Source organism: Bacillus sp. TH50 (assembly GCF_016650565.1).
In the GTDB taxonomy this organism is placed as follows: domain Bacteria; phylum Bacillota; class Bacilli; order Bacillales; family Bacillaceae_G; genus Bacillus_A; species Bacillus_A mycoides.
In genome coordinates this window covers 214,106-237,591 of sequence record NZ_JAEKFM010000007.1, presented here as the reverse complement: position 1 = coordinate 237,591, position 23,486 = coordinate 214,106, and the positions used below count along the sequence as shown (strand labels likewise).

Sequence of the window (23,486 nt, the reverse complement as noted above, 5' to 3'; positions counted from 1 at the left end):
ATTAAAAAAATATGAGCTACACTGTTATCTAGTTTTCAAAGAACATACATTTAAACTTGAGAGATAGTTCTCTCAAAACTGAACGAAACAAAACAAGTCAACGTTTATTGATGAACTGCGTTCATCAATTCTCCATAGAAAGGAGGTGATCCAGCCGCACCTTCCGATACGGCTACCTTGTTACGACTTCACCCCAATCATCTGTCCCACCTTAGGCGGCTGGCTCCATAAAGGTTACCCCACCGACTTCGGGTGTTACAAACTCTCGTGGTGTGACGGGCGGTGTGTACAAGGCCCGGGAACGTATTCACCGCGGCATGCTGATCCGCGATTACTAGCGATTCCAGCTTCATGTAGGCGAGTTGCAGCCTACAATCCGAACTGAGAACGGTTTTATGAGATTAGCTCCACCTCGCGGTCTTGCAGCTCTTTGTACCGTCCATTGTAGCACGTGTGTAGCCCAGGTCATAAGGGGCATGATGATTTGACGTCATCCCCACCTTCCTCCGGTTTGTCACCGGCAGTCACCTTAGAGTGCCCAACTTAATGATGGCAACTAAGATCAAGGGTTGCGCTCGTTGCGGGACTTAACCCAACATCTCACGACACGAGCTGACGACAACCATGCACCACCTGTCACTCTGCTCCCGAAGGAGAAGCTCTATCTCTAGAGTTTTCAGAGGATGTCAAGACCTGGTAAGGTTCTTCGCGTTGCTTCGAATTAAACCACATGCTCCACCGCTTGTGCGGGCCCCCGTCAATTCCTTTGAGTTTCAGCCTTGCGGCCGTACTCCCCAGGCGGAGTGCTTAATGCGTTAACTTCAGCACTAAAGGGCGGAAACCCTCTAACACTTAGCACTCATCGTTTACGGCGTGGACTACCAGGGTATCTAATCCTGTTTGCTCCCCACGCTTTCGCGCCTCAGTGTCAGTTACAGACCAGAAAGTCGCCTTCGCCACTGGTGTTCCTCCATATCTCTACGCATTTCACCGCTACACATGGAATTCCACTTTCCTCTTCTGCACTCAAGTCTCCCAGTTTCCAATGACCCTCCACGGTTGAGCCGTGGGCTTTCACATCAGACTTAAGAAACCACCTGCGCGCGCTTTACGCCCAATAATTCCGGATAACGCTTGCCACCTACGTATTACCGCGGCTGCTGGCACGTAGTTAGCCGTGGCTTTCTGGTTAGGTACCGTCAAGGTGCCAGCTTATTCAACTAGCACTTGTTCTTCCCTAACAACAGAGTTTTACGACCCGAAAGCCTTCATCACTCACGCGGCGTTGCTCCGTCAGACTTTCGTCCATTGCGGAAGATTCCCTACTGCTGCCTCCCGTAGGAGTCTGGGCCGTGTCTCAGTCCCAGTGTGGCCGATCACCCTCTCAGGTCGGCTACGCATCGTCGCCTTGGTGAGCCGTTACCTCACCAACTAGCTAATGCGACGCGGGTCCATCCATAAGTGACAGCCGAAGCCGCCTTTCAATTTCGAACTATGCAGTTCAAAATATTATCCGGTATTAGCCCCGGTTTCCCGGAGTTATCCCAGTCTTATGGGTAGGTTACCCACGTGTTACTCACCCGTCCGCCGCTAACTTCATAAGAGCAAGCTCTTAATCCATTCGCTCGACTTGCATGTATTAGGCACGCCGCCAGCGTTCATCCTGAGCCAGGATCAAACTCTCCAATAAAGTTAGTTTGTCTAGCATCTAAAAATAAAAATTGACGTTTACGTTGTTTGTTTCGTTCAGTTTTCAAAGAACTACTTCGTCGCTCAATTGCGACTTTCTTATGTTAACATCTTCGTATTCCGATGTCAACTAAGTTTTTCGAATTTCTTTTTTTGTCGTTCACTGCGTTTCCGCATCAGCGACGTTTATTAATATATCATGCAGTATATGTAGGGTCAATACTTTTTATAAAAAAATTTCACATCCCGTTAAAAGCTTAAAAAATCATATCTCCTTATCATTTTACTAAGTTTACACACGAGTGAAAATTCTAAATTTTATGTTATATTGTTATTATAGGAGCGTGGTGAGAATGAGCATTAAATATTCGAACAAAATCAATAAAATTCGGACCTTCGCATTAAGTTTAGTATTTATCGGTCTCTTCATTACATACTTAGGAGTCTTTTTCCGTGACAACATTATTATTATGACAACATTTATGATGGTTGGCTTTTTAGCTGTTATCGCTAGTACTGTCGTTTACTTTTGGATTGGTATGTTATCTACTAAGACTGTACAAATTATTTGTCCAAGCTGCGATAAGCCAACAAAAATGCTTGGTCGTGTCGACGCATGCATGCATTGCAACCAACCTTTAACACTGGATCCGAGTTTAGAAGGAAAAGAATTTAATGAGAAGTACAATAAAAAAAGCTATAAAGGATAACACGTACTTTCACTTTAGTATTTTTTCATCCCTATATAATAAAGAAAGAGGGTGACTTAATCGTCACCCTCTTTCTTTATTATATATTACGCCTTATGACACTCTGGACAAACGCCATAAATTTCTAAGCGATGACTATTAATAATGAATCCTGTCGTTTTCGCAGCTTCCTCTTCAAGCTGTTCCAAACCTCCATAAGGAAAATCAACAATCTTACCACATTTTTCGCAAATCACATGATAATGTTGACTTGTAACATAATCAAATCTACTTGAAGCGTCCCCATAAGTTAATTCCTTTACAAGTCCAACTTCTTTAAACACACGTAAGTTATTATAGACAGTCGCAACACTCATATTTGGAAACTTACCTTCTAATGCTTTATAAATGTCATCCGCTGTTGGGTGCGTCATAGATTCCACAAGGTACTCTAAAATAGCATGACGCTGTGGAGTAATGCGTACACCCGTATTTTTCAGCATTTCTAGCGCTTCTTTTAATTCTTCTTTGACCACCGTCATGCACCCCGATTCTATACGGATTATTATTTTATAATTCTTATAAAGAGTGTACTCTTTTTCTTATAAATCGTCAATATTTCTACTATAAGTATGTGGTTTATTTTTGTATATAGCCTTATTCTTATGTACCTTCCCGCATTTCCTATACATTTACATAGAAAAAAGTGCGACATAATCGCACTTGGAATACTATCATCTGAGGAGGTATGCCCTACACTTTCACTTTATGTATCGCAAGAAAATATGTATAGACGCATGCCTTACATATGTATTTTTTTCCACATTAATATAGATTTATTTTATATAAGAAAGAACGTCCTCAATATGTCCTTCCACTTTCACTTTACGCCATTCTTTTACAAGTTCACCATCTTTATTGATAAGGAATGTAGAACGCTCGATTCCCATGTACTCTTTTCCAAAGTTCTTTTTCAACTTCCAAACATCGTACAATTCTGCTACTTTATGATCTTCATCTACTAAAAGTACAAATGGAAGCTCATGCTTCTCGATGAATTTCATATGTCTGTTCACCGAATCAGGACTTACACCAAGGATGACCGTGTCCTTCTCTTGGAATAATCCATATGCATCACGAAAATCACATGCTTCGGTTGTACACCCTGGAGTCATATCTTTTGGGTAAAAATATAAAACTACATTTTTACCTCGGAAGTCAGCTAAGCGAATTTGTTCTCCCGTACTTCCCTCTAATGTGAATTCCGGTGCTATTTCTCCTACTGTGATCATTGTTATCACTCCTTTTCTTTTCTATTACTATAACAAATGCTACCTTATTTTTCATTGTCCATTACAGTCCTTACCACAAAAGCAAACGGTAATGTATATCCAATTAGTGCTTCTCCAATTGCAATCCATCTTCCGATTCCAATCGGAGCTATATCACCATATCCAACGGACAATAAAGTAACCGCGCTAAAATATAAACATATTTCAACGAGTTGAAAGGAATGAGCACTTAGCCTATCCCCATCTTCTTTTAAAACCGCAAAACCCATTTCCTCTAGCACAACATAACTTAATCCAAACGCAATCAGTACCGTTGTATAAATTAAAAACAACGTAGCTAAATTGTACAGCGAAAAGAAACGATTGGAATTTGAATATGAACTCCATAATAATTGGACACTTCTCAAAATAGCGATTGCCGCAATTAATAGAATAAATCCCCATAACATGTCCTCCACCTCATTTTATATGTATGAGGACTATAGCTGATTTATCCCTTAGAAACGAACAAGCTTCTATAATTAATTCCCCGCACCACGATATCGTTTAACCCCTTGATTCCAGAGGGTAATTGCAATAGTAAAACAGATAACACCAACAATTGGCGTTGCGAAAGCATAGCTATTCCACTCTGTTTTTCTTAAAAAGTATGCTGCTGGATATACCCCAACAAATGCAAACGGTAAAACAAACGTTAAAACAAAGCCAATAACACGGTTATAAATATCAACAGGATAGCGTCCATAATTCCCTATGTTATACATAAGCGGCATAATGGAACTTTTCGCATCCGACCAAAAGCCAAGACTTGCAAGCGTAACAAATATCCCGCCGTACACAAGTGCCCCTCCCCCTACCATAAGTAGGAATAAGAAGAAATCATACCAGTAAAAAGATAATTGCAGCTCCATTGCTGCATAACCCATCACAATAATCCCCGTAATGGCTCCAATTAAAGATTCAAGTTCCATTCTTTCTAATATAATTTGAAATAAACTATGAATCGGTCTCGTTAATATACGATCCATTTCTCCTTTAATAATGTAACGATCATTAAAATCCCATATATTAAAGAAAGCTGAAAAAATGGCAAACGGTACTAAAAAGAAACCATAAATAAAGATTACTTCTTCTCGGCTCCACCCTTTTAGTGCTTGGGTATGCCCAAACACAACGAGAATGAAGATTAAATTAACAGCTTGTAGTGATAAATCTGAAAGTAATCCGACGATAAAATCGCCACGATACTCCAATTTTGTTTTTATATATTGACTTGCATATTGCAAAAATAATTTTATATATATCATCTCGTCATCCCCCTTGTACGATTAGACGTTTTCTCGCCGTTTTCCACATCAGTACAATTGGAATAATAAGTATAATTGCCCAAATCACTTGAAATAATAAAGCTTCATATAACTTACTTCCTTGTATACCTTCAGAGAAAATCATACTTGGAATATAACTAATTGCTTGAAACGGTAAAAACACCATTGCTTTTTGGGCCCATAACGGATAAAAACTAATCGGTAATAATAAACCAGAAAATAAATCGATAACAACACGTTTCGCATACATAATTCCACTATTATTAAATAAGAAGAATGTAAGCATTCCTGTCATTAAATTTATTTGTGTATTAATGATAAAACTAAATATTAAAGATAAGAAGAAATATAACCACGTTTGAAAATTTGTTGTAATTTGTAATGAAAATAATAACGTAACAATAACCATGCCCGGAATTGAAAAGAAAGCAAAACGAAATATCCCTTCTCCAAGCCCTTGCATAACTTTCATACCTAAATAGTTATATGGACGAATTAGCTCTACCGCCACACGTCCTTCTTGAATTTCCATCGCAATTTCTCTATCTATATTATTGAAATAAAAAGCGCGTGCCATCCATGCGATCGCAATATACGTAGTCATTTGCGAAATAGATAAACTTTCAATATTCTCTTTCCCGCTATAAATTGCTTGCCATAAAAAATAATACGCACCAATGTTAATCGTATAAATTAAAATCCCGCTGTAATAATTTGTACGATAAGCAAGCATCATTAAAAAGCGAATCCGAATCATTTCAATATACTTACCCATGCATAATACCTTCTTCATAAATGTTACGAATAATTTCCTCTGTAGACACTTCGTTAATTTTCAAATCTTTAATTTGAAAGGCTTGTACTACTTTAGAAATCAACATAGAAATGATAACTTCTTCATTCGGTATTTTTGCAACCCATGCGTTTTCTTCTTTCGCTTTTAACCACACAACATGGCTATCTGGCATAACCATTGATAACTCCTGGTATGAAACTGGGGCAACAAACTGAAAATGTATTTCCTTTTCTACTCCCCACTGCGTACGAAGATTATCTAAAGATCCATCATACATAATATTCCCTTCATCAAGCATGATGACGCGTTCACATAAAGCTTCAATATCAGTAATATCATGTGTCGTTAATAAAATTGTTGTTTTATAACGTTCATTCATCTCTTTTAAGAATTCTCGTATTTTCAATTTCACAAGAACATCTAGTCCAATTGTTGGCTCATCTAAAAATAATAACGGCGGATTATGAATTAACGCCGCTGCCAATTCACAACGCATTCTTTGACCAAGAGATAATTTCCGTACCGGTTTATCTAATAAAGGACCGATATCTAACGTTTCAATAACATGTTCCATATGTTCCTTATACTGAGCGTCTGATACACCGTACACTTTCTTCAATAAACGAAATGATTCTTGTACAGCAATATCCCACCAAAGCTGGGAACGCTGACCAAACACAACGCCGATTGTTCTTACAAATTCTTCTCTCTGTTTGTGTGGATTCATTCCATTCACTGTAATTTGTCCTGATGTCGGAGTCAAAATCCCTGTAAGCATTTTAATCGTCGTTGATTTACCAGCACCATTCTCACCAATATAACCAACCATTTCACCTTGCTTTACAGTAAAAGAAACATCATTTACTGCTGGTACTATTTTATAATTACGATTTAATAAATCGCGAAATGCACCCTTTAATCCCGGACGACTTGAATAAGCTGTAAACTCTTTACGTAACCCTTGTACCTCAATTACCGATTTCATAATCGGACCCCCTTCCTAAATGTCACAACGAATAGTTTACCCAACTGCTCCTTCTATCACAAACAATACGTCTTTTCAAAAAACATGTTAGAATAATACATAGATTTTTGTAAGGAGATGAATTGTAGTGAATTTCACAAAATCAGAAGCGTTACATAAAGAAGCTTTAGAACATATCGTTGGTGGTGTTAATAGTCCTTCCCGTTCTTTTAAAGCAGTTGGAGGCGGTTCTCCTGTTGCAATGGAACGCGGAAAAGGTGCTTATTTCTGGGATGTAGATGGAAATAAATATATCGACTATTTAGCAGCGTATGGCCCTATTATTACTGGACATGCTCACCCACACGTGACAGAAGCAATTAAAACAGCGGCTGAAAACGGCGTACTATACGGTACTCCAACAGCATTAGAAGTAAAATTCGCAAAAATGTTAAAAGAAGCAATGCCCGCTTTAGATAAAGTTCGCTTCGTGAACTCTGGTACAGAATCCGTTATGACAACCATTCGTGTTGCTCGTGCTTACACTGGCCGCACAAAAATTATGAAATTCGCTGGTTGTTACCACGGTCATTCCGATTTAGTACTTGTAGCAGCTGGCTCTGGTCCTTCTACTCTTGGAATTCCTGATTCAGCGGGTGTGCCACAAAGTATCGCTCAAGAAGTTATTACTGTTCCGTTTAATAATGTAGAAACTTTAAAAGAAGCGTTAGATAAATGGGGACATGAAGTAGCAGCTATCCTTGTAGAGCCAATCGTTGGAAACTTCGGTATTGTTGAGCCAAAACCTGGCTTCCTTGAAAAAGTTAATGAACTTGTTCACGAAGCTGGTGCACTAGTAATTTATGATGAAGTTATTACTGCTTTCCGCTTTATGTATGGCGGCGCTCAAGACTTACTTGGCGTAACCCCAGATTTAACAGCACTTGGTAAAGTTATCGGCGGTGGACTTCCAATTGGTGCTTACGGTGGTAAGAAAGAAATTATGGAACAAGTTGCACCGCTCGGTCCTGCATACCAAGCTGGTACAATGGCTGGGAACCCTGCTTCTATGGCATCAGGGATTGCCTGCCTAGAAGTACTTCAACAAGAAGGCGTATACGAGAAATTAGATGCACTTGGCGCAATGCTTGAAAAAGGAATTTTAGATCAAGCTACAAAACATAACATCGATATTACAGTAAACCGTCTAAAGGGTGCATTAACTGTATACTTCACAACAAATACAATTGAAGATTACGATGCAGCCAAAAATACAGATGGTGAAATGTTCGGTAGATTCTTCAAGCTGATGCTTCAAGAAGGTATTAATTTAGCACCTTCTAAATATGAAGCATGGTTCTTAACGACAGAACATACAAAAGAAGATATTGAATATACAATTGAAGCTGTTGGCAGAGCATTTTCTACCCTAGCGAACAATAAATAATCTCTTCATTACAAAAGGAAAAAAGAAAGCCCATCTTTCTTTTTTCCTTTTTTCTATTTCATAAATCCCTCATTAATAGTATAATTATTCATAATTATCTGTTTTATATTCTTTTATATCCTTACTATCCATGTATACAAGGCAGTTCACGCCTTAAATAGTAAGATTATTCAAAATTCATTTTCCAGAGGGGGGATTGACGGATGCTCAACAAAAAAAATAAATGGACACCGTCTTTATTTCGGAATTATAAAAATGCAGAACACGATGCGTGTGGAATCGTTTCCGTTATGGAAAAACGAAGAAATCCTACAAAAGAAAACATCGATCTTTGTATACAATCGCTAGTCAAAATGAATCATAGAGCTGGTTTCATTAATGGCGAAGGAGATGGTATCGGAATTCATATCGACATGCCAAAAGCACTTTGGAATGAAAAACTGAAAAGTAGCGGATATAATCCAACGATTGTGGATCATCCCCACTTTATCGTTGGACATTTTTTTCTAAACAAAAAAGAAAACATTGCTGAGTTAAAAGATTACATTCGTACGCAACTAAACAATGAAAGCTTTACAATTGTTCTCGAAAATGATGATGTAATAAACTCAGATGCACTTGGTCCTCTTGGTAAACAAGAAGAACCTTTATTTTGGCAAATTGCCCTTATCGCCGAAAGTGAAGTTAAAAATATTGAACAAACATTATTTTCTGTAACAATAAAAATCGAAGAAAATGAAGCAATTCATGTTGCCTCATTAAGTCATGAACATGTTGTATATAAAGTTCTCGGTGCTGGCGATACACTCGTTGCTTATTACAATGATTTACAACACCCACTTATCGCTTCAACTATGACACTAGGACATAATCGCTATTCTACTAATACGTTATCTAATTTTTTTCGTGTACAACCATTTAGCATTCTCGGACATAATGGCGAAATTAACACGATTGCAAAATTACGCGATCAAGCTGAAATGATTAATGTACCACTTACTGCCGTGGGCAGTGATTCCCAAGATTTAAACCGCACCTTAGAAACCCTTCTCGTTCAGTATAACTACAGTTTATTTGAAGCAATGGATATATTATTTCCACCAATTATTAATGAAATAAAACTTTACGAAACAAGCTTACAAAACTTATACACTTATATACGTGAGGCTTGGGGGCATTTCGCACAAGGTCCAGCTGGTATTATTTCACGTTATAAAGATGAAGCTGTTTTCAGTGTCGATTCCCTTGGATTACGCCCAGTTTGGAAAGTAGAGACAGAGAGCTCCTATATTTTCTCTTCTGAACCTGGCGTTGTATCACCAACTGAATATGTAGCAGAGCCGAAACCACTCGCTCCTGGAGAAAAAGTTGGATTAAAATGGAATCAACAAGATGAGCTCGTTCTCTATGAATACGACAATTATCAAATTGAAGTATATAACCGTTTTAAGAAACGAATCGATGTTACCAATTATCATGTAAACTTATCTATCCCTGAAACGAAAGAAGCTGAGGGATTATGTGATTCGGTTCAAGTTGAAACGAATCAATACGTCGCTTTTGGCTGGGATCGAGAACATATTCAGCTCCTTGAACAAATGGCGACAAAAGGCGTCGAACCAATTCGGTCACTTGGGCACGACTCACCACTTGCCGCACTTGATACAGATAGACGAAATATTGCTGATTTCATTAAGGAAAGTGTAGCCGTTGTTACAAATCCAGCAATCGATCGCGATCGCGAAGTTGAACACTTCTCCACACGTACTGTACTCGGAGAGCGTCCGGGTTTATTAGATAACTCTAAACAACCATTTGTAATCGAGATGCTTTCACCCATTATTTTAGAAGGGAATTTAGCTCAATCTATCGCGGCAGACTTACACACGATTACGTACGAACAACTTATACAGCTATTCATTACTCATAGCTCGGTCTCTACAATTTCTATTACATTTAGTCCATCAGAAACTCTACAAATCGCATTAAATCGAATTAGTTCCGAAGCGATAGCAGCCGTTAAAAATGGTGCTTCCCTACTATTATTAGATGACGCTAAATCTCATCAAAATGAACTGTTATGGATTGACCCACATTTAGTTACTGCTAAAGTACATCAAGCATTAACTGAAAATAAATTACGCCGGAAATGCTCTCTCGTTATACGTTCCGGTGCCCTTCGCTCCTTACACGATATCGTCACGCTATACGGATTAGGGGCAGATGGTATTAATCCATATTTATTGTTCGCAACGGTAAATGATGAAACAAAATTACCAATTACTAATTTGTATACCGCACTTAATAAAGGACTAGAGAAAGTAATTTCAACGATTGGAATTCATGAATTACGCGGTTACGGTCGCCTCTTCTCCTCTATTGGATTACATGAGGAAATCGCAAATATATTACAAATTACAAACTTCTGCGGTTCAAATAATTTAGCTTTTTCACTTGAATCACTTGCTGAAGATGCAAAAATTCGAGCTGAGGATTTTAACAATCCAAAAGTTAGAATGCGAAAATCATTTCATATATTCCCGCGGATTTGGAAAGCAATTGGTGATGTTGCAAAAGGAAACTCTTATGATGATTACCGCGACAAGTTAAGTGAATTAGAAGAAAACACTCCCATCGCAATCAGGCACCTTGTTCAAACAAAACAAGCACAGCATGTAGTTCCGACTGAAGAAGTGTCCATCGGCATTCACAATCATGATTTACCATTTATTATTAGTTCCATGTCATTTGGTTCTCAAAATGAAATTGCCTTTCGCGCGTATGCAGAAGCTGCCGATCAGCTAAATATGATTAGTTTGAACGGTGAAGGCGGCGAAATTAAAGATATGATTGGTAAGTACCCACATACACGCGGACAACAAGTTGCATCTGGCCGATTTGGAGTAAACGCTGAACTACTAAATTCATCAAATTTAATTGAAATTAAAATAGGTCAAGGAGCAAAGCCTGGCGAAGGTGGACATTTGCCTGGTTCAAAAGTGACTGCCAAAATTGCGGAAGCACGTAATGCTACAATTGGTTCGGATTTAATTTCACCTTCTAACAACCATGATATTTATTCAATTGAAGACTTGGCTCAAATGATTACAGAAATTAAAACGGCTAATCATCTTGCAAAAGTAGCTGTAAAAGTTCCTGTCGTTCCTAACATCGGAACAATTGCTGTCGGTATCGCAAAAGCTGGTGCTGACTTTATTAACATTAGTGGATTTGATGGCGGAACAGGTGCTGCGCGTATTCACGCATTGCAACATGTTGGTCTTCCTGTAGAGATTGGTGTTAAAGCTGCTCACAATGCGTTACTAGAAGCAAATATGAGACATAAAGTAGAGATTTGGGCAGATGGCGGTATTCGAAGTGTAAATGACGCCTTAAAAATCATGCTCCTTGGAGCAAACCGGATCGGATTTGGCACATTATCAATGATTGCAATTGGCTGTACAACTTGCCGTGGTTGTCATCTTGATACGTGCCACGTCGGAATTGCAACACAAATTGAGTCTGAAGCTCAAGCGAAAGAACATGGACTGCGCCGTTTCGTTCCACGTGAATTAGAAAGCGCAGTTACAGGGCTATTAAGCCTATTCACTACTTTCGGTACAGAATTGAAACGTTTAACAGGGCAGCTCGGTTACACAAACTTACAAGATATTATCGGACGATCGGATTTATTAGAACAAACTCGAGGCAAGGACTTATTAGACTTACGTAATTTAATACAAACGATAGAAGATTCATCTGTGAAAATAACGGCATCTGTACAAGAAAAACAATTTGAAACAACAAATTCTCTCCAGTCAAAAGAATTAGTAAGCGTCGGCGTAGAGCAACGCGTAATGGGCGGTCTAGAATCCTGTTATCGTATTCGTAGCAAATTATATGAAAACACTCATCTTGAACCACTTACATTAAAGTATACAAACGGATCTGTTCCCGGAAACGGATTAGGCGCGTACAATAGCGAGAACTTATTTATACACGTAAATGGTGGCGCGCAAGATGGAATTGGAAAAACTTCATTTGGCGGTGGCATTTATATAACGAAAGCAAAAGGAACAGATGGAACATATTATAACGGTTCTGTCGGAAAAGGATTTGGATACGGTGCTCAAAAAGGTGCATTATACGTGCAAGGTAACGCTGATGCTCGTGCTGGCATTCGCCTTTCTGGAGCAGATATGATAATTGGAGGCAGAATTACAAAACCACTCCGCGAAAAAGAACAAGGAAATATCGGAGTATATTCTAATATAAAAGGATTTGCTTTTGAATATATGACAAATGGTCGCGCTCTTGTTTTAGGAGATCCTGGTCCATGGATTTGTGCCGGCATGACTGGTGGTGTTGTTTATTTACATCATGAGCCAAACTTAGGTTTAACAGAACACGCTTTAAAAAGAAGAATTGCTAAAGGTGCAAATGTAACATTGCAGCCAATTAGTAAAAATGGTTTGCAAGATGTGAATGAATTATTATTAGACTACATTCGTGTATTAAATGAGCACGAACAATATGAAGAAGTCGCTTTGTTAACACCATTATTAGATGATATCCAGCTTCACTTCTATGAAATTATCCCGAAAAAAGAACAGGCGGATCCATCTATTTCAACTGAATGATATGTACAATATTTATTTTCATAAAGTGAAACTTTAATCAGTGGGGGTTTTGTTCATCCCCCACTGATTATTAGCCCTCACCAATCGGGCGTTTACGGGCAGTTGATCTTCCACCTAACTTCTTTGCTCCAGTCGCATTTTGAGGTGGGAGTTTTACTGCCCGTTAATGCGGGATAAAAAAATTGACGAAGCGAGCATCGCATAGTAATCTAGAATAACAATTTGAAACCTGCTGAAATTCAGCAGGTTTTTTTATTAAAGAATAGATGTTTAAAGAGAATTTGGAGAAATTATAAATTGATTGGAATTTATTTATTAAACTTTTTAACGTCACTAAAATATCACTTGCTAACATATTGTAATGAATGTATAGTATCATGTTGTACATTCATTATGACAAGAGAAAGGATATCAATAAGGGTATGAAACTTGGTGCTCGCATTTTAAAAACGGGTATTGCCATTACATTAGCTTTATTTGCTTGTATTTTACTTCAATTACCGAGTCCTGTATTTGCGGGAATCTCAGCTATCTTTGCTGTTCAACCGTCTGTATACCGCTCGTATTTAACTGCTCTTGAGCAAATTCAAGCAAACGTAATTGGTGCTGTATTCGCTATCGTATTTGCTACTGCTTTTGGACATAATCCTTTTATTATTGGATTAACGTGTATATTAGTAATTGCTCTTACTTTACAATTACGCTTAGAAAAAACAATATCACTCGCTTTAGTAACAGTTATCGCCATTATGGAGTATCAAGGCGAAGATTTCTTTAATTTTGCCTTACTTCGATTCGCGACGATTATGATTGGAATTATTGCGGCTTCGCTTGTAAATTTAGTATTTATGCCGCCAAAATATGAAACAAAACTTTACCATCGCATCGTTGATAATACAGAGGAAATTGTTAAATGGATTCGTATGAACAGTAGGCAAGCTTCTGATTTTACAACGCTAAAAACCGATATTGATCGCATGAAAGAAAAAATGATAAAACTAAATCATTACTATTTGCTGTATAAAGAAGAAAGAAGCTATACGAAAAAAATACAATTCGCGAAAATTCGTAAGCTCGTTTTATTCAGACAAATGTTAGCGACAACAAGCCGCGCTTTAAGCACGTTAAAATCATTACATCGCACCGAAAATGAACTGCGCTATATGCCAGAAGAGTTTCAGGAATCTATTCAAAACGAACTTGATTCATTAACGCATTATCACGAACAAGTGTTATTAAAATTTATTGGTAAAGCAAAGAAACAACAATCCGTTGAGATGCTTGATGAAGTTGAAACCGGTAAACAAGAATTGATTGATATCTTTATGGATTATCAAAATAAGGACGATGAGGAAGCATATAAAATATGGTTACACCTCTTCCCTCTTATTTCTTCAATTATTAACTACAGTGAGGAAGTAGAGCATTTAGATTTACTTGTGGATAGCTTCTACACATACCATAAACCAGAAAGCGAACTCCAAATCGAAGATAAAAAAGAAGACGAATAAAAAACAGCTCCTTTTACGCTAAAGGAGCTGTTTCTGTTATATGCTGAAGTTGATATAGATTGTAATAAAATCCCCTCTTTTTCATTAACTCTTCATAAGAACCCTTTTCTTTTATTTCACCATCTTCAACATAAATAATTGTATCAACATGCGTAATCGTCGCTAATCGATGTGCAATAATAATTGTTGTCCGATCTGCAGCTAACGTTTGCAGTGCCTCTTGAATATATCGTTCATTTTCTAAATCTAAAGCGGAAGTTGCTTCATCTAATATAAGTAAAGACGGATTCTTTAGAAAAACCCGTGCGATTGCTACACGCTGTCTTTGTCCACCAGATAATTTCACACCACGTTCCCCAACGACAGTATCATAGCCCTCTGGCAACTCTGTAATAAAATTATGAATTTGTGCAGCTTTGGCAGCTGAAATCACTTCCGCCTCTGTAGCTTTCGGATTGCCATATAAAATATTAGCCCCGATTGTATCGCTAAATAATAAATTATCTTGTAGCACAATTCCAATATGACTACGTAAATTTCTCATATTATACTTTCTTACATCTATCCCGTCTATATAAACTGCACCTTCAGAAACATCGTAAAAACGCGGAATTAAACTAGCAAGAGATGACTTTCCTCCTCCACTTGCCCCTACAAGCGCAACCTTCTCTCCCGGGCGCATAGTTAATGACAGATTATGCAATATTTCTTTTTCATCCGCATTATAACGAAAAGAAACATTATCAAATATAACTTCCCCATCTAGCCTTTTCGTTTGCACCGCATTTGGCACATTAACAATATCGTATTTTTCATCCAACAATTCAAACACTCGATCCATCGAGGCGAAAGACTGTGTTAATGTTGTAGATGAATTAACAAGGCGACGAAGCGGACTATATAAACTATCCATATATCCAACAAAAGCAACCATCGTACCCAGTGTTAACGACCCTTGAATTACCTCATATGCCGCAAAACCAATAACAAGTAACGGCCCTAAATCCGTTAACGTATTCACTACCGAAAACGTTCTCGCCGTCCAACTCGTATGAGTTAGTGCTTTCGTTAAAAATTCATTATTTCTCTTTTCAAACTGTCCTCTTTCATACTCTTCTAATGCAAAACTACGTGTCACTTGCATCCCTTGAATACGTTCATGTAAATACCCTTGCATAGTTGCTAACGCTTGCGAGCGCTCTTTCGTCAATTTTCGAAGGCGCCCGAAAAAATATTTCACTGCAACTACATAAATAGGTAAGATTAATAAAGCAACAAAGGTTAATTTTATATTCATAGAAAACATAACGATAATGGCAATAACAATTGTTGCAGTATCTAACCAGACATTCATAAGACCAGTAATTACAAAGTCCTTCGTTTGTTCTACATCATGGATTACACGTGAAATAAGCTCCCCTGTTTTTGTGTTCGAATAATAACGTAAGCTCAATTTTTGCAAGTGCCCAAAAATGTATTTTCGTAAATCGTATAGTATTGTATTGGCAATGCGTTGCGCGAAATATTGACGATAATATTCTATCGGCGGTCTTACTACTGCAAAAATAAAAAAAGCAATCCCAATTGCGGTTATTAATTGAGACGTTTTTTCTTGAAGCGATCCCGTGCCTTGAATAACATCATCAATAATATACTTTAATAACCATGGCATAATAAGCGGGATACCGAACTTCACAAGACCAATAATAATTGTAATAGCAATAAGCCATCGATATGGTTTAACAAATTGTAAATATCTTTTTATACCTTGCACATAATCCCCCCTCTAATAGGACAAACCTGCCGGGAAATTCCCTGCAGGTTTGTTTTAATTTCTGTACATTAAATATCTTTCGTACCACATATCTACGAAATCCGGTGCGAATGGACCTTTTCTTTGATGAATCCACTGTGTTAAATGTGCTACATTTCGTTTTAAAATTGTATCAATAACAGGTGGATACTGCATAATTTGACTATGCTTTTCATACTCATCTTCATCCAAAAGTGTATATGTCATATCTGGATACACTTTAATGTCTAAGTCGTAATCAATATACTTTAATGCTTCAGAGTCATATGCAAAAGGAGAACTTAAATTACAATAATAATATACTCCTTCTTCTCTCAGCATTCCAATTACATTAAACCAATAATTAGCATGGAAGTAACAAATCGCAGGTTCGCGAGTAACCCATGTTCGACCATCTGATTCTGTAACTACTGTACGATCATTTGCTCCGATCACAAGGCTCTGCGTCCCTTTTAAAATTGTTGTCTCTTCCCACATTCTATGAATGGAGCCATTATGTTTATAACTATGTATTTGTACCTTTTCTCCTTCTTTGGGAAATCCCATATATGCTCCCTTCTTTCAACCGCAAATGCTTTTCTTAAGTTGTCTTAACTACCCCTTGAACTGCATTCACTTTTTTTCTATTATAACTTTTTTGTCAAAATTTTAAAACTAAAGCGATAGGACACTTGTTTTCATGAGGAATATAATGAAGTTTGTATTATTGAATACCACATCACTAACCCCTTTAACGAAGGAACATTTCCTATGAATTAGCAATACGTATTTTAGAAGATTAAACGAAGATATAACAAAAAGAAAAGCCCCCTCACCTCTGTTTAAGAAAGGACTTTTCACCTAAAATCAACAACATATCTCACCCTTAATTTGAAATTATTTTTTCGATTTCAAAAGATTGAATCACATTATTCGTTTGCTGTTCAAATTTTTCATGTAAAAGTTTTAATGCTATTTCTGTTCTATATATTTCTTGACGGATAAAATGCAATTCTTTTTTATCGCACGTATCCCTTTCACTCATTTCAATTTGCTGATACTTCTCTAAATGCGATTGTAACTTTAAAAGCTCATCCATCGTTTCCAACTGCTCTCCTACCAACTTATCAAAGTCGTTCATCACTTACCCCCTTTTTGATTCATTCGCCATTTATAATTCCTATTACATATTTCTAATCGTGAACTTCTTTCTCCTTTGACTACATTTGTTGACTTATTAGAAGTTATGTCGTTCCCTTTATTTTCATTACAGTGACACACACACAAAGAAAACACTTCTCTCGAATTGGAGAAGTGTTTTTCTTTCATTACTCGTTTGAACTAGAAGATTGTGATTGTTTTGCAGCTGATTGTGCATTTTGTTTTTTCACTGCATGCACATCTGTTTCAGTTGCAAACTCTGTACCATAACTAGCATTTGCACTTTGAGCAGCAGAAGCTTGTGCTTTCTGTGCCTCTGATTGTGCGTTCGCTTGTTTTACTGCTTGTACATTCGTTTCAGTTGCAAACTCTGTACCATAGCTAGCATTTGTACTTTGAATGCTAGCACCAGAAGTTGCCTTATTATAACCTTGTTGTTTTTTACTCATCTTTCTCACCTCCACAACAAATAATGTAACCAAACTATCTAGAACCTATCCGTAATTTTCTTTTTATAATTTCCGCATATATCTCTTATCACTCATTCAAACTACACATGATGGAGGTGGGAATATGTATACTGGACGTGATATGACTGAGCTAACTATGATTTCCAAAAATGAATGGAAAGAGGATGAATTAGCTTATTTTCATCATTCATTTCAGCAAATTATGCCTTATCTAAATGTAGAGGGCCAAACGATTTATAAAGAAGTTGTGAAAGAAATCGAGTCACGGGGCGGATTATAAACGCGTGGATTTTCAACCTCAAAATACAAATTTATTTTCAATATAAAAAACGTGTTCCAAATTTCTGGAACACGTTTTTTATTATTTATCCCGCTATTTGCCGGGCAGTAAGACCCCACTCAAAATGCAGCGAAAGCAAAGAAGTTAGGTGGGAGCCTTGCTGCCCATAAAAGCCCGATTGGTGAGGGCTAATAATCAGTGGGGGATGAAGAAAACCCCCACTGATTAAAGTTTCACTTTACTGCATTATAATTTTCTCAACACACTTTTCGTAAATTGTACGATGTGATTTCGAGAAAGGTAACTGTTCAAACGCTTCTTTCGATACAAACTTTAATGTATCCGTTTCGACAATATTACCTGTTACTTTTCCGTAAAATATGAAGATATCCCAAGTACGATGTGTAAAAGTATGTTGTACATTCATCGCGTATTCATCAATAGAAACAGGGAGATCAAAGCTCTCCTTCATATAATCCGTAAGCTGTTGTTTTTGATTACGAATACCTTCACTTAGTTCAATATTCGGGAACTCCCACATATTAGCCAGTAATCCCGTACTTGGGCGTTTATTAATTACGTAACGGCCATCTTCAGTTTGAAGTACTCCCGCAACGAGCGGTACCATTGTAGGTGCTTTCGCTTTACTCTTCACTGGTAGTTCTTTTTGAACACCTTCAGCATACCCTCTGCAATGTTCACGTACAGGACAAAGTAAACAAGATGGATTTTTCGGTATACAAATTAATGCCCCTAATTCCATCAAACCTTGGTTAAAATAAGATGGATTTTCTATAGAAATAATTTCACGCACAATCTCTTCAAAAACTTTTCTCGTTTTCGGTTTTGCAATATCATCCCACACTGATAAAATACGAGATAATACGCGCATAACATTTCCATCAACCGCTGGCTCTGGTATGCCATATGCAATACTTAAAATGGCACCTTTTGTATATGGTCCCACTCCTTTTAATTTTTCAATTTTCTTTACATCGCTCGGTACTGTCCCGCCGTATACTTCTTTTACCTCTTTTACTGCAGCATGTAAATTTCGTGCTCTAGAATAATAACCTAAGCCTTCCCATGCTTTTAATACTTCTTCATCATCGGCAGTTGCTAGCGCTTCAAGCGTAGGAAACTTCCCCATAAAATTTGCGTAATATGGTTTTACAGCCTCTACCCTTGTTTGCTGTAACATAATTTCTGAAACCCAAACACGGTATGGATCTTTATTTTTTCGCCACGGTAAATCACGTTGTTCTTTTTCAAACCAACCAATTAAATCATTTTGAAACTGTTCTATGTTAAACTCATTTAATATTTCAAGTGTCAAACTTGATCCCCCTCATTTTTTTGCATATACGTACTATTATAAAGATTTTAGGAAAAAATTTAAGTAAGATGACATAGGAAATAGAAGGCAAAGGACTTGAGGTATCGAATAAAAAGAGTTACATTAATAAAAAACGGAGGTGGATTTCTATGGACACAGCCACTCACCTTGTTATGGGCGTTACTCTAGGCAGTTTGGCAACATTAGATCCAGCTATAGCACAAAGTGATATTGGGCCACAAGCAGTGATGCTTGCAACAATTGCCGGTTCCAATATTCCTGACATCGATACAGTTTTAAAATTGCGTAATAACGCTAAATATATAAGAAATCATCGCGGGATTACTCATTCCATCCCTGCAGTGATCCTTTGGTCACTCCTTATAAGTGGCATCTCTTTCGCCTTCTTTTCAGACGCTCCCTATCTGCATCTACTACTTTGGTCATTTATTGCCGTTTTTCTTCATGTCTTTGTGGATATTTTCAATGCCTATGGTACACAGGCATTAAGGCCCTTCACAAAAAAATGGGTAGCGCTCGGCATAATTAATACGTTTGATACTGTCATTTTCTTTATCCATATACTAGCTATCGCCTGTATGCTTGTCGGAGCACATAAAGGCTATACTGCTTTAGCAGCGTATATATTAATGTTTGTTTACTACATTGGCCGCATTATGATGCATCGAAATATCAAAAGTGTAGTATACAAACGTTTCAAAAATGTAGAGAAAGTAATTATTTCTCCTTCTTACAAATTTTATCATTATCATTTAGCCGTCGTTACAACTGAACATTACTACGTCGCAAGATGGCACCGCGGTAACATCCTTGTATACGACAAATTCGATCGCGTACCGTTCCCGAATACCGCCATTATGCAAGCCGCTGTGCGAGATGAAAATATATCTGCTTTCTTATCTTTCTCGCCTGTATATCGCTGGGATATTTTCGATTATGATAACTATTATGAAGTTCGATTTATTGATTTGCGGTATCGAAGTAAAGATTATTATCCATTCGTCGCAATCGTTCAGCTCGATCAAAATTTAAATATTATTAGTTCATATACAGGATGGATTTTCAGCGAAGAGAAACTTCGAAAGAAACTGGAATTGCTTCCACATTAAAAAAAGCGACCTACGTCGCTTTTTTTAATGTTTCAAATGATCTTCTTGATTGATTAAATGGCTATACTTCGGATTATTTGTACGCATTTCATGAAGGCGCCCTCCATGATTATTAACCCATGTTCGTACCACTTGTTCAGTCATTTCCTCACCTTGGTAACGACCTTATTTAGCATAAGTTGTTCGGAAGTCTTCCCAGAGTAATTCAACCCATGCACGAGCTTGTGCGTAAGAAAGGTTGTCATTTTTATCTAATAATTCTTTCGTTAATGTTTCATAAATATCATTCATGTTCTATTCTCCTTTTACCTATTTATTCCCTTAATTTCTAAAGGATAGTTTCTTCTATTTTGCACATTCTATAAGTGATACTTCTTAAAGAGGTATCAACTGATAATGAGGGGGCGTTCTTAATGGGTAGACAAGCCGAATTTTGGTCTGAGTCAAAAAACAACAGCAAAATCGACGGTCAACCGAAAGCGAAATCACGCTTCGCTTCGAAACGACCTAACGGCACAATTAACACGCACCCACAAGAGCGTATGCGTGCTGCAAATCAGCAGGAAGAGTAGTACAAATTAAATTCCTACACGAGGTGATAAAGATGAGCTACCGTGACCATTTAGATCGTCGTTCTGAATTATTTAACCATACGTGGACTCGTCCAAAACATGCGAAAGCGCAAGTTAATGGACAGACGCAACAAACCCAGTCTCTCATTATACTGGCAAACGAATGTAAAAAACGCCAATTTTAGAATCTCCTATCTCCTTTAACGCCTACCAAAGATGAAAACCAGAGAGATATTCACTCTCTGGTTTTTATTTTTCCTGCAGCAAGGAAATTGGTATTCCAATCTCTTCATTATCATTTTGCTTATATCCCCAAGCAAATACCCCATTGAAATACGTAATTTTAAATACCACACCAGGTTCTTCTACTAATTCATATGTCTCACCAATATGGAATTTATTTATATCTATCATATAAGCACGAGCCATAGCCATTTTTCTCATTAATACATCGAATTCATTTACAATTCCAAGTTGCTCAGCCTTTACTGCTTGCTCCTTCAAAACCCCAATTTCTTCCCTTAGCTCATGTGGTGTCATTTCACTGTAGCGTTTTGGCGTACCCATCTTATTTCCTCATCCCTCTTCACGTTTCATTTGTAAAAATATATCTATCTCATCAATAGAGAATCCTTTTCGATATAACGCTTGCTTCACCTTATTTTCGAATGTCCAACCATCATACTTCTTATATTTCTCATAATATTTATTCCCATGATAGTGTAACGCTTCTTCTTGCTGTTCGTCATCTTTTTCGTCTTTCAATTCTTCCAAGCAAATTTGAATCACATCTCTAGAATATCCTTTACGAACAAGCATTTCATCTAACTTTAGCTTCATTTGTAAAAATGAATGCTTTTGATAAGATTTTTTCTTCTTTTCTATAAGAAACAAAGCATTCTCCATTTGCTTCTCCTTTGGATACTCTTGTAAACTATGTGTAATGATTAAATCCTGAACACCTTTACTTAATAGCCCTCTCCTAATAACAGTTGGACCTTTTTGATTCACATTACTTTGCGTTCGCACGTATGAAATAGCGTACTCTTTATCATTAATATATCGATCATGTAATAATTTCGAAACGACTTCAGAGATGATGGCCTGTCCCACTTCTTTTTTTCGTAAGAAATCTTCTATTTCTTGTTTTGTTCTCATTTGATAGGATAAATAGGAAATCGCTTGTAAATATGCTTTTTGTACCTCTTCATTGTACAAAATATTCCCTAACGCTACTTCATCAATTTCTAAGCCTTTTTGTAATCCATGTTTCATTAAGATTGATTGATTCACACTAAACCCGTACTCTTCGCCTTGACCTTTATCAATATAAATATTAAATCGTTCTTTCGATCGTTTTTGCACTTCTATTTTTGTAATGACAGTCATACTCTCACCTCTCTATTATTTTAACATAGTCAAGGAACGTTTTTTCTTTTCAAGAATATATATAATGAGGAGGAAATAATTGTGAAAATCGCAATTTCTGGTGGCTCTGGCTTTATAGGCAAATCCCTTTCTAGTTTTTTTATTCAAAAGGGATTTACTGTTTACATTCTTACTCGAAAAAAAATTGCTGAAACTTCACACACTAACCTTCAATACGTACAGTGGACACCGGATTTACAGACCTTCCCTCTCTCCTCTATCGATGTAGTTATTAATCTAGCTGGAGAATCTATTAATAGTAGATGGACAAAAAAACAAAAAGAATCAATTTTAAACAGTAGAATTCAAACAACAAAAGGACTCATTAAACAATTACAAAACCTTGAAACAAAGCCACACACATTTATTAATGCAAGTGCCATTGGATACTATGGGACATCTGAAACCGAATCTTTTACAGAAAAGCAAGAGACTCCAGGAGATGACTTTTTAGCAAACACAGTATATTTGTGGGAGCAAGAAGCATCTAAAGCCCGCTCCATTGGAATAAGAACTGTCTACACAAGATTTGGAGTCGTATTGGGCGCAGATGGAGGAGCTCTTCCAAAAATGCTACTTCCCTATCAATTATATATCGGCGGTACACTTGGATCTGGAAACCAATGGTTATCATGGATTCATATAGACGATGTCGTTCGTATGATTGATTTCATCATTCAAAAAAAAGAAATTGACGGACCTTTTAATATTACAGCGCCAACGCCAATACGGATGAAAGAGTTCGGTGAAATTATTGCCACTATAACTAGGCGACCTCATTGGCTACCTGTTCCTTCATTTGTACTTCGCGCTTTACTCGGTGAGATGAGTATACTTGTATTAGAAGGGCAACATGTATTACCCAATAAAGCTATTAAACATCGATATCAATACACATTTCCAACAGTTAACCATGCATTACAAAATATCCTCTTGCATACAATGTAGTACTTTTAAAATA

The 23,486-nt window shown here is 37.3% G+C and carries 22 protein-coding genes, 1 rRNA gene and 1 pseudogene; 9 read left to right on the top strand and 15 right to left on the bottom strand.

What is annotated here, in order from left to right:
- Nucleotides 1-138: 138 nt before the first annotated feature.
- A 16S ribosomal RNA gene (locus JFU23_RS18300) occupies nt 139-1,690 on the bottom strand.
- Between the two features lie 352 nt (nt 1,691-2,042).
- Between JFU23_RS18300 and JFU23_RS18295 the strand changes: the two genes are divergently transcribed.
- A complete protein-coding gene (locus JFU23_RS18295; RefSeq protein WP_201032419.1) occupies nt 2,043-2,399 on the top strand; it encodes a YgzB family protein in 357 nt (118 codons plus the stop codon).
- Nucleotides 2,400-2,485: 86 nt separating this feature from the next.
- Here JFU23_RS18295 and perR read toward each other — a convergent pair whose 3' ends face one another.
- The 6 genes from perR to JFU23_RS18265 all read right to left on the bottom strand — a co-directional run bounded on the left by perR (nt 2,486) and on the right by JFU23_RS18265 (nt 6,779).
- Nucleotides 2,486-2,914 carry a peroxide-responsive transcriptional repressor PerR gene (perR, locus tag JFU23_RS18290; RefSeq protein ID WP_165762387.1) on the bottom strand — a complete coding sequence of 143 codons (429 nt, stop codon included), beginning with the start codon at nt 2,912-2,914 and terminating at the stop codon, nt 2,486-2,488.
- A gap of 300 nt (nt 2,915-3,214) precedes the next feature.
- Nucleotides 3,215-3,670, bottom strand: coding sequence for a thioredoxin-dependent thiol peroxidase (gene bcp / locus JFU23_RS18285; protein WP_201032418.1), 456 nt, complete (start codon nt 3,668-3,670; stop codon nt 3,215-3,217).
- Nucleotides 3,671-3,714: 44 nt separating this feature from the next.
- Nucleotides 3,715-4,119 (bottom strand): potassium channel family protein, encoded by a 405-nt coding sequence (locus JFU23_RS18280; protein ID WP_002091112.1) that lies wholly within the window; start codon nt 4,117-4,119, stop codon nt 3,715-3,717.
- A gap of 72 nt (nt 4,120-4,191) precedes the next feature.
- Nucleotides 4,192-4,977 carry an ABC transporter permease gene (locus JFU23_RS18275; protein ID WP_002091114.1) on the bottom strand — a complete coding sequence of 262 codons (786 nt, stop codon included), beginning with the start codon at nt 4,975-4,977 and terminating at the stop codon, nt 4,192-4,194.
- A gap of 4 nt (nt 4,978-4,981) precedes the next feature.
- Nucleotides 4,982-5,773 carry an ABC transporter permease gene (locus JFU23_RS18270; RefSeq protein WP_000521522.1) on the bottom strand — a complete coding sequence of 264 codons (792 nt, stop codon included), beginning with the start codon at nt 5,771-5,773 and terminating at the stop codon, nt 4,982-4,984.
- The gene (locus JFU23_RS18265) at nt 5,766-6,779 is read right to left on the bottom strand and encodes an ABC transporter ATP-binding protein (protein WP_002010347.1); all 1,014 of its coding nucleotides are present in this window, start codon (nt 6,777-6,779) and stop codon (nt 5,766-5,768) included. The genes JFU23_RS18270 and JFU23_RS18265 overlap by 8 nt, the downstream gene beginning before the upstream one ends.
- 127 nt (nt 6,780-6,906) lie before the next feature.
- Here JFU23_RS18265 and hemL point away from each other — a divergent pair, with 127 nt between their 5' ends.
- The 3 genes from hemL to JFU23_RS18250 all read left to right on the top strand — a co-directional run bounded on the left by hemL (nt 6,907) and on the right by JFU23_RS18250 (nt 14,356).
- Entirely contained in the window at nt 6,907-8,205 is a 1,299-nt protein-coding gene (gene hemL, locus JFU23_RS18260; RefSeq protein WP_002010346.1) for a glutamate-1-semialdehyde-2,1-aminomutase, read from the top strand.
- A 203-nt stretch (nt 8,206-8,408) separates the two neighbouring features.
- Complete coding sequence (locus JFU23_RS18255) at nt 8,409-12,845, top strand: glutamate synthase-related protein (protein WP_201032417.1); 4,437 nt, start codon at nt 8,409-8,411, stop codon at nt 12,843-12,845.
- Between the two features lie 422 nt (nt 12,846-13,267).
- Entirely contained in the window at nt 13,268-14,356 is a 1,089-nt protein-coding gene (locus JFU23_RS18250; RefSeq protein ID WP_002063696.1) for an aromatic acid exporter family protein, read from the top strand.
- A 13-nt stretch (nt 14,357-14,369) separates the two neighbouring features.
- On the opposite strand, the gene JFU23_RS18245 is transcribed toward JFU23_RS18250, so the two are convergent.
- The 4 genes from JFU23_RS18245 to JFU23_RS18230 form a co-directional block, all read right to left on the bottom strand.
- Complete coding sequence (locus tag JFU23_RS18245) at nt 14,370-16,130, bottom strand: ABC transporter ATP-binding protein (protein ID WP_085308977.1); 1,761 nt, start codon at nt 16,128-16,130, stop codon at nt 14,370-14,372.
- Between the two features lie 54 nt (nt 16,131-16,184).
- Nucleotides 16,185-16,715, bottom strand: a complete 531-nt coding sequence (ntdP, locus tag JFU23_RS18240; RefSeq protein ID WP_000506630.1) for a nucleoside tri-diphosphate phosphatase — start codon at nt 16,713-16,715, stop codon at nt 16,185-16,187.
- Nucleotides 16,716-17,034: 319 nt separating this feature from the next.
- A complete protein-coding gene (locus tag JFU23_RS18235) occupies nt 17,035-17,289 on the bottom strand; it encodes a YgaB family protein (protein ID WP_000997588.1) in 255 nt (84 codons plus the stop codon).
- Nucleotides 17,290-17,476: 187 nt separating this feature from the next.
- Entirely contained in the window at nt 17,477-17,758 is a 282-nt protein-coding gene (locus JFU23_RS18230) for a gamma-type small acid-soluble spore protein (RefSeq protein ID WP_002125062.1), read from the bottom strand.
- A gap of 124 nt (nt 17,759-17,882) precedes the next feature.
- Here JFU23_RS18230 and JFU23_RS18225 point away from each other — a divergent pair, with 124 nt between their 5' ends.
- Entirely contained in the window at nt 17,883-18,059 is a 177-nt protein-coding gene (locus JFU23_RS18225; RefSeq protein ID WP_002091123.1) for a hypothetical protein, read from the top strand.
- Between the two features lie 238 nt (nt 18,060-18,297).
- Here the strand turns inward: JFU23_RS18225 and mutY are convergent, their stop codons facing one another.
- Nucleotides 18,298-19,395 carry an A/G-specific adenine glycosylase gene (gene mutY, locus JFU23_RS18220; protein ID WP_201032416.1) on the bottom strand — a complete coding sequence of 366 codons (1,098 nt, stop codon included), beginning with the start codon at nt 19,393-19,395 and terminating at the stop codon, nt 18,298-18,300.
- A 149-nt stretch (nt 19,396-19,544) separates the two neighbouring features.
- On the opposite strand from mutY, the gene JFU23_RS18215 reads away from it, so the two are divergent.
- Nucleotides 19,545-20,525, top strand: coding sequence for a metal-dependent hydrolase (locus JFU23_RS18215; protein ID WP_002010329.1), 981 nt, complete (start codon nt 19,545-19,547; stop codon nt 20,523-20,525).
- 24 nt (nt 20,526-20,549) lie between these two features.
- On the opposite strand, the pseudogene JFU23_RS18210 reads toward JFU23_RS18215, so the two are convergent.
- A pseudogene (locus JFU23_RS18210) lies at nt 20,550-20,816 on the bottom strand (YfhJ family protein).
- A gap of 122 nt (nt 20,817-20,938) precedes the next feature.
- Between JFU23_RS18210 and JFU23_RS18205 the strand changes: the two are divergent.
- Both JFU23_RS18205 and JFU23_RS18200 read left to right on the top strand, forming a co-directional pair.
- Nucleotides 20,939-21,097: a small, acid-soluble spore protein K gene (locus tag JFU23_RS18205; RefSeq protein ID WP_002010326.1), complete on the top strand. Its 159-nt coding sequence runs from the start codon at nt 20,939-20,941 to the stop codon at nt 21,095-21,097.
- 32 nt (nt 21,098-21,129) lie between these two features.
- Nucleotides 21,130-21,282, top strand: coding sequence for a YpzG family protein (locus JFU23_RS18200; RefSeq protein WP_002010325.1), 153 nt, complete (start codon nt 21,130-21,132; stop codon nt 21,280-21,282).
- A 64-nt stretch (nt 21,283-21,346) separates the two neighbouring features.
- On the opposite strand, the gene JFU23_RS18195 is transcribed toward JFU23_RS18200, so the two are convergent.
- Both JFU23_RS18195 and recX read right to left on the bottom strand, forming a co-directional pair.
- A complete protein-coding gene (locus JFU23_RS18195; RefSeq protein ID WP_002029631.1) occupies nt 21,347-21,664 on the bottom strand; it encodes a YfhH family protein in 318 nt (105 codons plus the stop codon).
- A 9-nt stretch (nt 21,665-21,673) separates the two neighbouring features.
- The gene (gene recX / locus JFU23_RS18190; RefSeq protein WP_002125056.1) at nt 21,674-22,486 is read right to left on the bottom strand and encodes a recombination regulator RecX; all 813 of its coding nucleotides are present in this window, start codon (nt 22,484-22,486) and stop codon (nt 21,674-21,676) included.
- 81 nt (nt 22,487-22,567) lie between these two features.
- Here recX and JFU23_RS18185 point away from each other — a divergent pair, with 81 nt between their 5' ends.
- The gene (locus JFU23_RS18185; protein WP_201032415.1) at nt 22,568-23,473 is read left to right on the top strand and encodes a TIGR01777 family oxidoreductase; all 906 of its coding nucleotides are present in this window, start codon (nt 22,568-22,570) and stop codon (nt 23,471-23,473) included.
- The last annotated feature ends 13 nt before the right edge of the window (nt 23,474-23,486 follow it).

What these genes read in the sequence shown, in the direction of transcription:
- JFU23_RS18215 (WP_002010329.1), top strand. Translation starts at nt 19,545, where the DNA reads ATGGACACAGCCACTCACCTTGTTATGGGCGTTACTCTAGGCAGTTTG.
- JFU23_RS18295 (WP_201032419.1), top strand. Translation starts at nt 2,043, where the DNA reads ATGAGCATTAAATATTCGAACAAAATCAATAAAATTCGGACCTTCGCA.
- JFU23_RS18205 (WP_002010326.1), top strand. Translation starts at nt 20,939, where the DNA reads ATGGGTAGACAAGCCGAATTTTGGTCTGAGTCAAAAAACAACAGCAAA.
- JFU23_RS18275 (WP_002091114.1), bottom strand. Translation starts at nt 4,977, where the DNA reads ATGATATATATAAAATTATTTTTGCAATATGCAAGTCAATATATAAAA.
- bcp (WP_201032418.1), bottom strand. Translation starts at nt 3,670, where the DNA reads ATGATCACAGTAGGAGAAATAGCACCGGAATTCACATTAGAGGGAAGT.
- JFU23_RS18225 (WP_002091123.1), top strand. Translation starts at nt 17,883, where the DNA reads ATGTATACTGGACGTGATATGACTGAGCTAACTATGATTTCCAAAAAT.
- ntdP (WP_000506630.1), bottom strand. Translation starts at nt 16,715, where the DNA reads ATGGGATTTCCCAAAGAAGGAGAAAAGGTACAAATACATAGTTATAAA.
- JFU23_RS18265 (WP_002010347.1), bottom strand. Translation starts at nt 6,779, where the DNA reads ATGAAATCGGTAATTGAGGTACAAGGGTTACGTAAAGAGTTTACAGCT.
- JFU23_RS18200 (WP_002010325.1), top strand. Translation starts at nt 21,130, where the DNA reads ATGAGCTACCGTGACCATTTAGATCGTCGTTCTGAATTATTTAACCAT.
- JFU23_RS18230 (WP_002125062.1), bottom strand. Translation starts at nt 17,758, where the DNA reads ATGAGTAAAAAACAACAAGGTTATAATAAGGCAACTTCTGGTGCTAGC.
- JFU23_RS18235 (WP_000997588.1), bottom strand. Translation starts at nt 17,289, where the DNA reads ATGAACGACTTTGATAAGTTGGTAGGAGAGCAGTTGGAAACGATGGAT.
- JFU23_RS18250 (WP_002063696.1), top strand. Translation starts at nt 13,268, where the DNA reads ATGAAACTTGGTGCTCGCATTTTAAAAACGGGTATTGCCATTACATTA.
- recX (WP_002125056.1), bottom strand. Translation starts at nt 22,486, where the DNA reads ATGACTGTCATTACAAAAATAGAAGTGCAAAAACGATCGAAAGAACGA.
- JFU23_RS18280 (WP_002091112.1), bottom strand. Translation starts at nt 4,119, where the DNA reads ATGTTATGGGGATTTATTCTATTAATTGCGGCAATCGCTATTTTGAGA.
- JFU23_RS18270 (WP_000521522.1), bottom strand. Translation starts at nt 5,773, where the DNA reads ATGGGTAAGTATATTGAAATGATTCGGATTCGCTTTTTAATGATGCTT.
- JFU23_RS18255 (WP_201032417.1), top strand. Translation starts at nt 8,409, where the DNA reads ATGCTCAACAAAAAAAATAAATGGACACCGTCTTTATTTCGGAATTAT.
- JFU23_RS18195 (WP_002029631.1), bottom strand. Translation starts at nt 21,664, where the DNA reads ATGGGTACGCCAAAACGCTACAGTGAAATGACACCACATGAGCTAAGG.